Origin of the sequence: Microbispora bryophytorum (assembly GCF_043197435.1) — a bacterium.
Taxonomy (GTDB): Bacteria; Actinomycetota; Actinomycetes; order Streptosporangiales; family Streptosporangiaceae; genus Microbispora; species Microbispora bryophytorum.
Map to the genome: position 1 here is coordinate 793,264 of NZ_JBICTF010000001.1, position 13,518 is coordinate 806,781.

Here is a 13,518-nt window from a genome sequence, read left to right on the forward strand (position 1 = left end):
CCTCCCGAGGCTGGCGGACCAGCCACCCTCCATGGTGGCATGTCCGGGTGCTTGCCTTGACCACCAGACGTGTTCTGCGAATAACCGCCGTCGTCGTGGCCGTACCGGTCGTGCTCGCCCTGGCCGGCGCCGCCGCGCTGCGCCTGCAGTTCGCCGGAACGCCCGCCGGATGGGCCAGGACCACCGGCCACGACGCCCTGTGGATGGGGCACGCGTGGGTGGACGGCCGCCGCACCGAGGCCGACGTGCGGGCCCTCGCCGTACGGCTGCGGGCGAGCGGGATCAAGGACGTGTACGTCCACAGCGGCCCGTTCAAGTACGACGGAACCCTGCCACCCGACCGATACGCCAACGCCGGCGAATTCCTGAAGTGGTGGCGGAAGAACGTGCCCGGCGTCCGGGTGTCGGCCTGGCTCGGCCAGACGGTCAACGACAACGGCAAGAACCACCTGAACCTGGCCGACACGGCGACGCGGGCCCGCGTCGTGGCGGGCGCCCGCGACCTGGTCTCCCTCGGGTTCGACGGGATCCACTACGACTTCGAACCGGTCTCCGACGGGGACGAGCCGTTCCTCAGCGTCCTGCGCGAGACGCGGCAGGCCATCGGCGCCCGGCCGTTGTCGGTCGCCACCCAGCAGATCGAGCCGCTGATCGGCCTGCGCGCCCCCGCCGCCCTCGCGATCGGCCACGACAAGTACTGGACGCCGGACTACTTCCGCCAGGTCGTCGGACTGACCGACCAGGTCGCGATCATGACGTACGACTCGGGGACGCCCCTGCCGTCCCTGTACGGCGGCTACGTCGCGCGGCAGACCTCGCTCGCCCTGGACCTCGTCCCCGAGAACAAGACCCTCCTCATCGGGGCCCCGGCCTACCACGACCACGGCGTGGCGTACCTCGACTATGCCGAGAGCGTCGAGGCCGCGGCCGAGGGCGCGCGGCTCGCGATCAGCGAGCACGGCCCGCGCACCGAGTTCGGCCTGGCCCTGTACGTCGATTTCGCGGCCACGGAGGAGGACTGGAGGGAGTACGAGCAGGCCTGGGTGCGCGGCGGCGCCGGAGGGAGTGTGGAGTCGTCGGGCGAGCGGGCCGATGTGCGGACCTCCACGGCCGCGTCGCGGTAGCATGAGCGGGGGCGGTCCTGTCGTCGCGATTTGAGCGGCGGCCCGGGCTGTTGGTATCCTGTCCAACTGCGTGTGGCGCGCCCTCTCACCAGCCCGCGCGCCCCATCCGACCAAGACTTAACACTGAGGCTTTCTTCGTGGCGAACATCAAGTCCCAGATCAAGCGCAACCGGCAGAACGAGAAGCACCGGCTGCGCAACAAGGCCGTCAAATCGTCCCTGAAGACCGCGGTCCGCAAGTTTCGCGAGGCCGCCGACCAGGGCAACGTGGACGAGACCCTCGTCGCGCTCAAGGCCGCGTCCCGGCAGCTCGACAAGGCCGTCAGCAAGGGCGTCATTCACAAGAACCAGGCCGCCAACCGGAAGGCGGCGATCGCCAAGCGCGCCGCCGCCCTGCAGGCTGCCCAGTAAGTTCGCACCAAGCGCACGCGCCGTGTCTCCCCTAGCCGGGGGGATGCGGCGTTTTCGCATGCCCTCTGTCGCTGCGTGCGTCAGACGGGCACGGGCGGCTGCGCCGCCTCCTCCGTCGTACGCCGCCGGACCTCGGGCAGGGCGAGCACGGCCAGGTTGACCGCGGCCACCAGCGCCGCGGCCGTGAGCAGCGGAGCCGCGGCGCCCGCCCAGGCGGCGAGCGGCGCCGCCGCGGCGAGCCCGAGCGGCCGGGCCGCGAAGGAGATGAGCGCGTCGAACGAGTCCACCCGGCCGAGCGCCTGAGGCTCCACACGCTGCTGCACGACCGTCTCCCACAGCGGCGTCAGCACCCCGACGCCCAGCATCGCGACGACGTACGCGGCGGTGACGGCCACAGCCGGCGCGGGAAACGCTGTGGGAAACGCGAAGGCGACGAGCGGGCACGCGTAGACCGCCGCCCCCACCGCCGCCACGGCGAGGGGCCGTCTGATCGGCAGCCTGGGGGCCACGAAGACGCCGAGCACCGTCGCCGCCGTTCCGGCCTGTGCGACGACCACCCAGACCGGCTCCCCACCCAGGCTGCGTACGGCGATGACCGGGCCGAGGGTCAGCAGGACGCCCACCCCGAGGTGCCAGACGCCGTGCCCGGCCACACTGACGAGGAACCAGCGGTGCCGCCGCGCCTCGCGCCACCCTTCCCGCAGGTCGCCGAGGAAGTGAGCGCGCTCGGCCGCCGGCCGGGAAGCCGTGACCAGGCCGCCCAGCGTGACCGCGGACCCCGCGAACAGGGCCCCGGTCAGCAGGAAGGACCAGCCAGGGCCGAGCCACAGCGTCATGCCTCCGGCGAGCGCGGGGCCGGCGATCTGGGCGAGGCCGCCGGCCACTCCGATGTGGGCGTTCACCCGCAGCCGGCGCTCGGCCGGCACCACAAAGGCGATGGACCTGCGCGGCGAGGTCGAGGACGCGATGGTAGGCGTCCTCGGGCCGGATGACCAGGACGTCCTCGCGGCGCTGCTCAAGCGGATGCTGCTTCGCGTGGAGAACCCCGGCCGCGCCTGAGCCGATGGGCGGACACAGCGAACCCCCGGCACCAGCCCTTGTGCGACCGGCTCCGGACAGACACCCTCGGCGACGTCCCGAGCCGAGATGGCGGAAGTCAGCGCTTGGTTCGACTGGCCACGATCGTGTGGACGGCCTTCTCCAGCGCGTACGCCGGGTCGGCGCCGCCGCCCTTGACCTGCTCGTCGGCGGTGGCCACGGCCTGCAGGGCGGCGGAGATGCCCTCCGGCCCCCAGCCGGCCAGCTGGCGCTTCACCCGGTCGACCTTCCACGGCGGCATGCCCACATGGCTCGCGAGCTGACCGCCGCGCAGGTTGCGGGGCGCCCCGCCCACCTTCGCGAGCGAGCGCAGGCCCCCGGCCAGCGCGCTGACGATCAGCACCGGAGCCACACCCGTGGCGATGGCCCATCGGACCTGTTCCAGCGCCTCACCCAGGCGGCCCTCGATCGCCAGGTCGGCGATGGTGAACCCGCTGACCTCGGCGCGCCCCCGGTAGTACTTCGCGACCGCCGCCTCGTCGATGTTCTTGCCCTCGGTGTCGAAGGCGAGCTGGTTGCAGGCGGCCGCCAGTTCGCGCAGGTCGCTGCCCACCGCGTCGAGCAGCGCCTGGGCGGCGGCGGGCGAGATCGAGCGGCCCTCCCTGCGGACCTCGGCCTTGATGAAGTCGAGCCGCTCCCCCGCCTTGTTCGGCTTGGCCACGGTGACCACGTCGGCGCCCGCCTTCTTCACACCGTCCACCAGGGCCTTTCCCTTGACCCCGCCGGGGTGGGCCAGCACCAGCACCGTGTCGTCGGCCGGATGGGCGATGTACTTCACGATCTCGGCGACGACGTCCTTCGAGAGGTCCTGTGCCCCTCGGATCACGATGACCGACCGGTCACCGAACAACGAGGGGGAGGTGAAACCGGTCACCTCCCCCGGCTCCACCTTGCTCCCCTGAAGGTCGTGCAGCTCCGCCCCCGGATCCTCGGCGCGCACCGCCGCCACGATGGAGCCGACGGCGCGATCGGCCAGGAACTCCTCGTCGCCGACGACCAGGGTCACAGGTGCTGGGTTCGCCATGTCACGCAGCATGCCACGCCCAGACGGCCGGGGCACATCCGCCGCCGCCCCACCCTCGCGTCCCTCACCCGGCTCGCGCTCCTGCGCCCCGTACGACCACGGCGAGGCCGTCAGCGGTGGCGACGACGGCGATGTCCCCCGACAGGTCGGTACGGTAGGGGCGCATGCCGAGCCAGCGCAGGCGCCGCAGCGTCGGCGGGGCGGGATGCCCGTAGTCGTTGACCGCGCCGACGCTGATGAGGGCGGCCCGCGCGCCCGTGGCGGCGAGGAAGGCCGGCGCCTGCCGGGACGACCCGTGATGGGGCACCTTCAGCACGTCGACCCGTGGCAGACCCCGCCGCACCAGGCTTTCCTGCGCCTCCGTCTCCAGGTCCCCGGCGAGCAGGGCCGCCCCCAGAGTCGGCCCCAGGGTCGGCCCTAGAGGCGGCACCGGCGCCAGGCGTGACCCGGCCTCTGCCGCCGCCCCGGGCGCTGCGACCGCGCCCTGTGCCATAGGCAGATCACCCGGTGCCGCAGACGTGTCGCCCGGCGCCGCAGGCATGTCGCCCGGCGCCGCAGGCGTGTCGCCCAGCGCCGTAGGCAGATCGCTCTGTGCCGCCGACAGGCCGCGTGGTGCGGTACTCGGTCCGAACCAGCGGACCAGCAGGACGACGCTGGCGTTGTTGGCCGTCGCCCCCTCGCCGGGGCCCTGCGGCGCCACCCCGGGCTCAGGGGCGAGCACGGTGATCTCGCTCGGCCCGAACCGCCACCGCGTCCCGGGAACCGCCTGCCATTCCGGGATCCGGGCCGTCCTGAGCTGCGCGGAGACGCGATCGGCCTCGCCCTCCGGCACGCGGCTCGGGCTCACGACCACCGCCCCCACCGTTCGGCGGCGCAGCACGCCCGGCAGCCCGCCGACGTGATCGAGGTGGGGGTGGGTCAGGACCACGAGCGGCACCTGCCGCACTCCGAGCGCGCGCAGACACCGGTCGGTGGGGCCCGGCTGCGGTCCGGCGTCGACCACCACGGCCCGGCCGGGACCGGCCGCCAGCGCCAGGGCGTCTCCCTGGCCGACGTCGCAGACGACCAGCAGCCATCCCGGCGGCGGCCAAGGCGACACCACCGGCATGGCCACGAGGCCGGCGAGCAGCGCTCCCGCAGCCAGCGCCACCACCAGGCGTCTTCGCGCACGGCCCCGCAGGACGAGCCATCCCGCGACGGCCGCCGCCGCGAGCGCGGCGACGCCCGCCACTCCCCCGAGCCACTGCGCCGAGGCGAACGGAAGGTCGGCGGCCCGCTGCGCCACTGCGATGATCCAGCCCACGGCCCACCCGGCAGGGCGCGCCAGCAGCCGGGCCAGGTCGATGCTCACCGGGGCGATCACGGCGGCCCCGAACCCCAGCACCGTCGCGGGCGCCACCGCGGGCTCCGCGAGCAGGTTGGCCGGGATCGCGGCCAGGTCGAGGCGCCCGGACATCAGCACCAGCAGGGGTGTGACCGCGGCCTGCGCCGCGGCGGTCACGGCCAGGGCCTCGGCGAGCAGACGGGGCACCCGCCGCGCCGTCAGACGGTCACGCCACCGGGGCGCGAGGATCAGGATGCCGCCGGTCGCGAACACCGACAGCGCGAAGCCCCACTGCCGGGCCAGCCCGGGATCGAACACGACCAGCCCCAGCACGGTCGCCGACAGGGCGGCCACGCCGTCCCGGGTGCGGCCGGTGCCGAGCGCCACCGCCGCGACGGTTCCCATGACGAGGGCGCGCAGCACGCTCGGCGACGGTCTCGCCACGACCGCGAACGCCGTCATCGCGACGACCACGACGACGGCCCGGAGGGCCAGTGGCAGCCCGGCGAATCGCCCGAGCACCAGCACGGCGCCCGCCACGATCGCCAGGTTGGTGCCGGACACCGCCGTGAGGTGACCGAGCCCCGCCGTCGCCAGGTCGAGCCGGACCTCCTCGTCCAGGCGCGACACGTCGCCGACGACCAGGCCGGGCAGCAGCCCGCGCTGGTCGTCCGGCAGCACATCACTCGCCTCGCGCAGCCCCGCGCGCAGCACTCCGGCCGCACGCTGCACGGCCGAGGGCGCGCCGATCGGCTCGGGCCGCCCCCGGACGAGCATCACGGCCGCGACGGGCTCACCCTGCTCGGCCGGGCGCAATCGCCCGCGCACCCTGACCCGCTGGCTCGGCAGCAGCGGACGCCAGCCGTCGGCGGGAGCGAGCAGCACGACGGGCACGTCCACGGCGTACCGTTCCTGAGCGGCCGACACGAGCAGCATCCGGGCCCGGACGACCGCCGTCTCGCGCCGGGACACCCCGCCCTGATGCGGCCGGATGCGCGGATCGTCGGTGATCTCGGCCTCGGCGGTCACCGTGACGTCCCGGCGGGCCATGTCCGGCACCGGCCCGGTCGTCACCCCGTGGACCATGCACGCCGTCACCGCGGCCGTGACGGCCACCGATGCGAGCACCGCCAGTGCGATCCTTGCGGCAGCCCCGCCCGTCCACCACTGCTGCTTCCCCAAGCGGCGCCGGGGTGCCGCACCTGCCGCACCTGCCCATTCCTCGCCCCCGGCGGCGGAGCGCTCTCCTGCCGGAGCCTGGGTGGGGTCCGCCACCTGATCGGGGCCCGCCACCTGATTGAGGTAGGCCGCCTGGTTGAGGTAGGCCGCCTGGTTGAGGTGCGCCACCTGGTTGCGGCGCCGCACCACGGCCCTCGTTACGGCCCACATGACGGCGCCCGCGACAGCCGCCGCCAGCGCCACGGCGGCTCCGGCGACGGCGGAGCAGCCGAGCAGCACGAGTGCCGTGAGCCAGGAGGCCACCGCTGGAGCGGCCAGAGCCGCCGGACCGGAGACCGCCCCGCCGCGCCCCGGCTCGTCCTGCCCCGCCTCATCCTGCCCCGGCTCGTCGCTGCCCGGTTCACGCCCCGGCTCGTCCTGCCCCGGCTCGTCGCGGCCCTCGGGGAGGTCGTGGGGAAAGCCGGCGGCGGTCACACGGAGACCTTGTCGCGCATCTCGGCGAGCTTCCTGTCTCCGATGCCTGGGACGTCCTTCAGCTGGTCGACGCTCTGGAAGCCTCCGTGCGCGTCCCGGTAGTCGACGATCCGTTGCGCGATCACACCACCGATCCCGGGCAGCGCGTCGAGCTGCTCGGCGGAGGCGGTGTTGAGGTTCACCACCCCGGCTCCCGTCGTCCCCGGCTCCATGCCCGGCTGAGGGCCGGTGGCGGGGCCCGCGCCGGCTGTCGCCGGGCTTCCGGCGACGATCTGCTCGCCGTCCACCAGACGCCGGGCCAGGTTGATCCCGCCCGGTTTCGCCCCTTTTCGCAGACCTCCCGCGGCCTCGATCGCATCGGCGACCCGCGCGCCGGACGCGAGGACGAACACCCCCGGGTTGCGGACCTTGCCCGTCACGTAGACCACGACTCGCGCCGATGAACCGGGGGTCGTGGCCGTGGGACCACCGGCGCCCGCGACGTAGGCCGTCGCGCCCGGCCCGCTGTCGGATTCGGGACCCGGCGTCGCAGCCGAGGCCGAACCCGGCGCCGCGGATGGGCCGGCGGCGGAGCCTGCGGCACGGTCGGAGGAGTGGCCGGAGGAGGGGCCGGCCGAGTGCGCGGTGGCAGGGCCGAGGTCTCCGACCGCGGCGGCCGGGAGCGGTGGGGCGATGGGCTCGGCCACCGGCCTCGACCGCCAGGCCAGGAACCCGGTGACGACCGCGGCGAGCAGCCCGGCGGCCACCAGCACCCGCAGGCCGGGCATGCCCGGGTCGAGCCGTGGCAGAGTGCGGCCGAGTGCCTCCCGTCCGAGCGTCCGCAGGTCCCGCGCGGACGTTCCCGGTCCGTCCGCTCCTCCTTCCCGCCGATCGACGGCCTCCTCGGGCAGGCCGGCCATGCCGGAGGTCTCCTCAGGGTGAGGGCCGTCTTCGGCCTCCCTCGGATGCCCCGGCACGTACGTGTCCGCACGGACGAGGTGGGGGGCGCCGAACGACGGTGGCGGCCCCGGCGGGAACGGCGTCGACCGCAGGCGCGCGGACGGGGGAACCGGGTCGAGCGGACGCAACAGCCCGCGCAGGCGGGACTCGCCGACGACGCCGCGGACGGGCCCGCGAGACTCCTTGCTTCGCACGCATTGGACGGTAGGGACACGCCAGGCCCCCACTCGCCGCCGAACGCGATTCTGTGGACAACCCGCGAACCCCGGACGCTCAGTTCACAGTGGCGGGAGCGACGGTGACGCCGAGCATGCCGGGGCCGACGTGGGCGCCGAGGACAGGCCCGACCTCGGCCACCCACATCCGCACAAGCCTGGGCAGCCGTGCCGTCAGGCCCTTGGTGAGCGCCTCAGCTCGCTCGGCCGCCATCAGGTGCTGCACGGCCACATCGACCGGCCGGTCCCCGGCCACGTCGACGGCCAGATCCTCCAGGCGGGCGAGGGCACGGCTCCCGGTGCGAACCTTCTCCAGAACACCGATCTCACCATCGGCCATGCGCAGCAGCGGTTTGATCGACAGCGCCGAGCCCAGGAGGTTGGTCACCCGGCCGATGCGGCCGCCGTACCGCAGGTAGTCGAGCGTCTCGACGTAGAAGAACGTGCTCGCGGCAGCGGCCCGCCGCCGGGCCACGCCGGCCACCTCGGCGGCCGGGGCTCCCTCCGCGGCCGCCCGCGCGGCGTCCAGCACCGCAAAACCCAGGCCCATGGCGATCGACCCGCTGTCGACGACCTCGACCGGCACGGGGGCTTCACCCGCGGCGAGTCGCGCGGAGTCCACGGTGCCGGACAGCGCCCCGGACAGATGGACGGAGACGATCGCGGCGGCGCCGTTCTCGGCGGCCCGCCGGTAGGCGTCGGCGAAGCGCTCGGGGGCCGGGCGCGAGGTGAGGATCGGTGAGCGGCCCTTGAGGGCGTGCGCGAGAAGACCGGCGTCGAACGGGGTCACGTCGTCGATCTCGCGATCGCCCAGGATCACCCGAATCGGCACGACGGTGATGTTCCATCTGCCGGTCGCCTCGGCGCCCAGGTACGCCGTGGAATCAGTGACGACAGCGACAGGTGGTGACATATCGCGAGATTACCCCCGGACGATCACCTGGCAACCCCTTCGTGAACGTTCAGGGCACACGGTCACTGGACCGGTACGCCGCCCCGCCAGACGCGACGCGGCTTGAGGCCGAACGACCAGGCGAACGCACCCTCGTGGTCGGCGTCCCACTGGACGATGTCGGCGAGACGGCCGGGGGCGAGGATGCCGCGGTCGGGAGCGCCGAGGACCTGGGCGCCGCCCAGCGTGGCGGCCCGCAGGGCGTCTCCGACGCTCATCCCGAACGCCGCCACCGCGAGGCTGATGACCAGGGACATCGACGTGATGCCGCAGTGGCCGGGGTTGTGGTCGCTGCCGAGCGCGATCGGGACGCCCTGGGCCAGCATCCGGCGCACCGGCGGGAGGTGGCCCACCTGCAGGGCCGCGCCCGGGCAGACGACGGCGGGCACGCCGTACCTCGCCATCAGGGCGACGTCCTCGTCCGAGGCGTGGTGGAGCAGGTCGGCGGAGGCGCAGCCCATCTCGGCCGCGAGCTGGACGGCGCCGCGCCGGTTGTAGGCGCCGGCGTGGATGCGCGGCAGCAGGCCGACGTTGCGGCCGGAGGCCAGCACCCAGCGGGCCTCCTCGGCGGTGAAGTGACCGTCGTCGCAGTAGACGTCCACGCTGTCGGCTCCGGCGCCGGCGGCGTCCGCGCACCATGAGGCCACGGCCTCGACGTAGTCGCGCTGGCGGCCGAAGTATTCCGGCGGCACCACGTGGGCGGCCAGGAACGTGACGTGGACCCGCGGCATCATCGGCTCTTTCTCGAGCTCGCGCAGCAGCCGCACGTCGGCCAGCTCGCCGTCGCGGGTCAGGTGGTAGCCGGTCTTCGCCTCGACGGTCGTGGTGCCGCCGAGCAGCCACTCGCGCAGCCGCTCGCGGACCCCGTTGCACAGCGTCCAGGGGTCGGTGCCGCGCGTGACGGTGACGGTCGAGCCGATGCCGCCGCCCGCCGCCGCGATGGCCGAGGAGCTGGACCCGCCGGAACGCATGGCCATCTCGGCGTAGCGGTTGCCGGCGTACACAGGGTGGGTGTGCGCGTCGATGAGCCCGGGCGTGACGAGCGCGCCGCCGAGGTTCTCCACGTGGTCGACGTCGACGATGTCGTCCACGACACCGGGAACGCTCTGTGGGAGGTCGGCCGCGCGGCCGACCCACGCGATCCGGTCGTTGTGCACCAGGATCGCGGCATTGCTGCACACGTCGTGCCCGGTCCAGAGCCGACCGATGTTCGTGAGAAGGCGAACGGTCATCCGATCACCTGCCTAACACCCCGGAACGCCGAACGGTCCCCACCTGCGGGCGCCAGGCCCGCCGGGTCCGCTTCGCGTCCGGACGTCATTGGGGGGTCTCCTGCCTCATCGCGCACCGATGTTGTGCGATGACCCTACCGCCGGGGTCTCGAACCCGGGCGATTCAGTTCAGTTACGGTATTTCACAGGTGGGCTTGATGTACAGGGTTAGCGACAGAAACGTACGCCGGTCTCATGCGCATCGCCGCGCATCAGGAGTCTCACACGCTGCGGCGAGATCAGGATCGACAAGACCGATCCCATGTCCGCGAACGCCTTGGAAAGGGTGACCGCACTGCCTGGTGTCATGTTGTTACCCACGCCATAAGGTCCCATTAGGCTTTCCTTATCATAGCAAGGGCAACAGCTGGCGGGCCACCGACACGCCGGGTGGCCCGCCTGTGTTAGAGGCGTCAGACGGTCTCGACGGGTTTGGCCACCCGATCCAGCTCCGCGTACAGGTCGGCGAAGACCCGGGCGTGCAGGATCGTGCCGTCGCCGGTGTGCTCCAGCGACAGGACCTCGCCCTCGTTGTGCGCCCGCGCGATCAGGTCACCCCTGTCGTACGGCACCAGCAGCCTGATCTCGTGGTCGAGGCGGGGCAGCTCCCGCTCGATCACGGACATCAGCTCGCCGATCCCGGCCCCGGTGCGGGCGGAGACGACGATGCTGTGCCGCTCCTTCATCGTCAGCCGGGTCAGCACGACGGGATCGGCGGCGTCGGCCTTGTTGACGACCACGATCTCCGGGATGTCCCGCGCGCCCTCGATCTCGGCCAGCACCTCGCGCACGGCCGCGATCTGCGACTCGGGATCGGGATGCGACCCGTCCACGACGTGGAGGATCAGGTCGGCGTCCGCCACCTCCTCCAGCGTCGAGCGGAACGCCTCGACGAGCTGGTGGGGCAGGTGCCGGACGAAACCGACCGTGTCGGCCAGCGTGAACAGGCGGCCCTCGGACGTGCGGGCCTTGCGCACGGTGGGGTCGAGGGTCGCGAACAGCGCGTCCTCGACCAGCACGCCCGCGCCGGTCAGCCGGTTGAGCAGCGACGACTTGCCGGCGTTGGTGTAGCCGGCGATCGCCACGGCCGGCACCTCGCGGGCCTGCCGCCGGTGCCGCATGGTCTGCCGTGCGGTCGACATCTCCTTGATCTGCCGCCGCAGCTTGGCCATCCGCTCGCGGATCCGGCGCCGGTCCAGCTCGATCTTGGTCTCACCGGGGCCGCGGCCGCCGATGCCGACGCCGCCGGCGGCACGACCGCCGACCTGGCGGGACAGATTGCCACCCCAGCCTCGCAGACGCGGCAGCAGATACTGCAGCTGCGCCAGCTCGACCTGCGCCTTGCCCTCGCGGCTCTTGGCGTGCTGCGCGAAGATGTCGAGGATCAGCGCGGTCCGGTCGATGACCTTGACCTTCACGACCTCTTCGAGCTGGCGGAGCTGACCGGGCGTCAGCTCGCCGTCGCAGATCACGGTGTCGGCGCCGACGGCGGCCACGATGTCCCGCAGCTCGATCGCCTTGCCCGATCCGATGTAGGTGGCGGTGTCGGGCCGGTCGCGCCGCTGGATAAGACCCTCCAGCACCTGCGATCCGGCGGTTTCGGCCAGCAGCTTCAGCTCCTGCAGCGAGTTCTCCGCGTCCAGGGCCGTGCCGCCCGCCCAGACGCCGACAAGGACGACGCGCTCCAGCCGGAGCTGCCGGTACTCGACTTCGGTGATGTCTTCGAGCTCTGTCGACAGACCCGCTACGCGGCGGAGCGCCTGGCGCTCTTCCAGTTCGTAATCGCCCACGGCGAGGTCTTCGGGCTCGTTTCGCATATATGTCATCTCTACTAGACAGAACAGTCGGACACCGCGATGCCTTCCCGGCCCCGGGTGCCTTCCGTCGATGGTGACACGCCCCCGGGACGTGCGCACTCCCTTATGTGCCCAGATCCCATGAACACAGTTCTCACGGACACAGATCCATAGGCCCGGTTCTCATGGCGCCCGCCGCGGCGGGTGCGGATGGCGATCATGCCGAGGGAAACCGGATTCCTGCCGAAAGACCAGACGATTCCGAGCTGATTGCCAATCACCGGCAAACGGGATGTAGCAGGGTTGATCACGAGCGGGGCCGACCGGCGCCGCCGGACGCAGCAGGAGGAGAGCGTGACAACCCTGGGAACCGACCTTCGCCGTGCGGTACGCGGGCAGGTCCTCGTCCCCGGCGACGACGGATTCGAGGCCGCGCGACTGCCGTGGAACCGAGCGGTCGACCAGCGGGTGGCCGCGGTCGTGGAGGTCGAGGACGCGGCCGACGCCGCCGCCGCGGTCCGCTGCGCGAGGCTGGCCGGCCTCGCCGTCGCGGTGCAGCCGAGCGGGCACGGCGCCACGACCCACCTCGACGGGACGATCCTGCTGCGCACCGGACGGTTGCGCGGCATGGAGGTCCTGCCGGAGCGGCGCACGGCCCGCGTCGAGGCCGGCGTGCGGTGGGGCGAGTTGCTGACCGCGACCGGCAAGCACGGGCTGACCGGCCTGCCCGGCAGCTCTCCCGTCGTCAGCGTCACCGGCTACACCCTCGGTGGCGGGCTCGGGTGGTTCGCCCGCAGGCACGGCTGGGCGGCCGGCGGCGTACGCGCCTTCGAGGTGGTCGGCGCCGACGGCTCGCAGGCCCGCGTGACGGCCGGCTCCGACCCCGATCTGTTCTGGGCGCTGCGCGGCGGCGGAGGGGACTTCGCGCTGGTGACCGCGATGGAGATCGACCTGCACCCGGCGCCGCTGCTGTACGGCGGGCGCATGCTGTGGCCCGCCGACCGGGCGCCCGAGGTGCTCGCGGCCTACCGGGAGGTGACCGCGGCGGCGCCCGTGGAGTTGACCGCCTGGTTCGCGATGGTGAAGTTCCCGCCGGCGCCCCAGGTGCCCGAGCCGCTGCGCGGGCTCGCCGCGGTCGCGGTGGACTCGACGTTCCTGGGCGGCGAGGAGGAGGGGTGTGACCTGCTGCGGCGGTTCGAGGACATTCCCGGCCTGCTGCGCGACAGCCGCGCGGCGATGCCGCTGGACGCCCTGGGCGGCATCTGCGCCGAGCCGACGCAGCCGGTGCCCGGCGCGGGCCGCGCCGAACTGCTGACCGGGCTCGGCGACGCCGTGGCGGACGACCTGCTCGCGGCCGCGGGCGACGTCGCTCCCCTGGGCACGGTGCAGGTGCGCCACCTGGGCGGCGCGCTGAGCCGGCCCGCCGACGGCGGCGGGGCGTGCGGGCACGTCGCCGAGCCGTACCTGCTGAGCATGGTCGGGCCGGTGATGTCGCCGGAGGGCGGGCAGGCGGTCACCGCGCGGCTGGCGCAGATCGCCGGGGCGCTGGCGCCGCACACGACCGGCCGCAAGCCGTTCACCTACCTGAACGGCGACGAGAAGGCCGCCTCCGCGTTCGACGCGGAGACGCTGGCCCGGCTGCGTGAGATCAAGCGCCGCCGCGACCCCGACGGCGTCTTCCGCGCCGGCCGGCCGGTGCTCGCCTGACGGCG

11 protein-coding genes are annotated in these 13,518 nt (G+C 73.4%); 4 read left to right on the plus strand and 7 right to left on the minus strand.

The window, feature by feature from the left end:
• Positions 1-47 precede the first annotated feature (47 nt).
• Together ACGFIB_RS03735 and rpsT are read left to right on the plus strand one after the other, a co-directional pair.
• Positions 48-1,124, plus strand: a complete 1,077-nt coding sequence (locus ACGFIB_RS03735) for a glycoside hydrolase family 18 protein (RefSeq protein ID WP_393368206.1) — start codon at positions 48-50, stop codon at positions 1,122-1,124.
• Between the two features lie 137 nt (positions 1,125-1,261).
• Positions 1,262-1,534, plus strand: coding sequence for a 30S ribosomal protein S20 (gene rpsT, locus ACGFIB_RS03740; protein WP_142568182.1), 273 nt, complete (start codon positions 1,262-1,264; stop codon positions 1,532-1,534).
• A gap of 80 nt (positions 1,535-1,614) precedes the next feature.
• On the opposite strand, the gene ACGFIB_RS03745 is transcribed toward rpsT, so the two are convergent.
• Positions 1,615-2,460 carry an MFS transporter gene (locus tag ACGFIB_RS03745; protein ID WP_393368209.1) on the minus strand — a complete coding sequence of 282 codons (846 nt, stop codon included), beginning with the start codon at positions 2,458-2,460 and terminating at the stop codon, positions 1,615-1,617.
• A 10-nt stretch (positions 2,461-2,470) separates the two neighbouring features.
• On the opposite strand from ACGFIB_RS03745, the gene ACGFIB_RS03750 reads away from it, so the two are divergent.
• Positions 2,471-2,593 carry a hypothetical protein gene (locus ACGFIB_RS03750; protein ID WP_393368211.1) on the plus strand — a complete coding sequence of 41 codons (123 nt, stop codon included), beginning with the start codon at positions 2,471-2,473 and terminating at the stop codon, positions 2,591-2,593.
• Positions 2,594-2,690: 97 nt separating this feature from the next.
• Here the strand turns inward: ACGFIB_RS03750 and holA are convergent, their stop codons facing one another.
• The 6 genes from holA to hflX form a co-directional block, all read right to left on the minus strand.
• Positions 2,691-3,656: a DNA polymerase III subunit delta gene (gene holA / locus ACGFIB_RS03755; protein ID WP_393368213.1), complete on the minus strand. Its 966-nt coding sequence runs from the start codon at positions 3,654-3,656 to the stop codon at positions 2,691-2,693.
• Positions 3,657-3,720: 64 nt separating this feature from the next.
• Positions 3,721-6,633 (minus strand): ComEC/Rec2 family competence protein, encoded by a 2,913-nt coding sequence (locus ACGFIB_RS03760; RefSeq protein ID WP_393368215.1) that lies wholly within the window; start codon positions 6,631-6,633, stop codon positions 3,721-3,723.
• Complete coding sequence (locus ACGFIB_RS03765; protein WP_393368217.1) at positions 6,630-7,766, minus strand: helix-hairpin-helix domain-containing protein; 1,137 nt, start codon at positions 7,764-7,766, stop codon at positions 6,630-6,632. Before ACGFIB_RS03765 ends, ACGFIB_RS03760 begins: the two co-directional genes overlap by 4 nt.
• A 79-nt stretch (positions 7,767-7,845) precedes the next feature.
• Positions 7,846-8,700, minus strand: coding sequence for a DegV family protein (locus tag ACGFIB_RS03770; RefSeq protein ID WP_393368219.1), 855 nt, complete (start codon positions 8,698-8,700; stop codon positions 7,846-7,848).
• A gap of 62 nt (positions 8,701-8,762) precedes the next feature.
• Complete coding sequence (gene hutI, locus ACGFIB_RS03775) at positions 8,763-9,971, minus strand: imidazolonepropionase (RefSeq protein ID WP_142568178.1); 1,209 nt, start codon at positions 9,969-9,971, stop codon at positions 8,763-8,765.
• A gap of 452 nt (positions 9,972-10,423) precedes the next feature.
• Positions 10,424-11,827, minus strand: coding sequence for a GTPase HflX (gene hflX / locus ACGFIB_RS03780; protein WP_357246508.1), 1,404 nt, complete (start codon positions 11,825-11,827; stop codon positions 10,424-10,426).
• A gap of 333 nt (positions 11,828-12,160) precedes the next feature.
• Here hflX and ACGFIB_RS03785 point away from each other — a divergent pair, with 333 nt between their 5' ends.
• Complete coding sequence (locus ACGFIB_RS03785) at positions 12,161-13,513, plus strand: FAD-binding oxidoreductase (RefSeq protein WP_142568176.1); 1,353 nt, start codon at positions 12,161-12,163, stop codon at positions 13,511-13,513.
• Positions 13,514-13,518 lie beyond the last annotated feature (5 nt).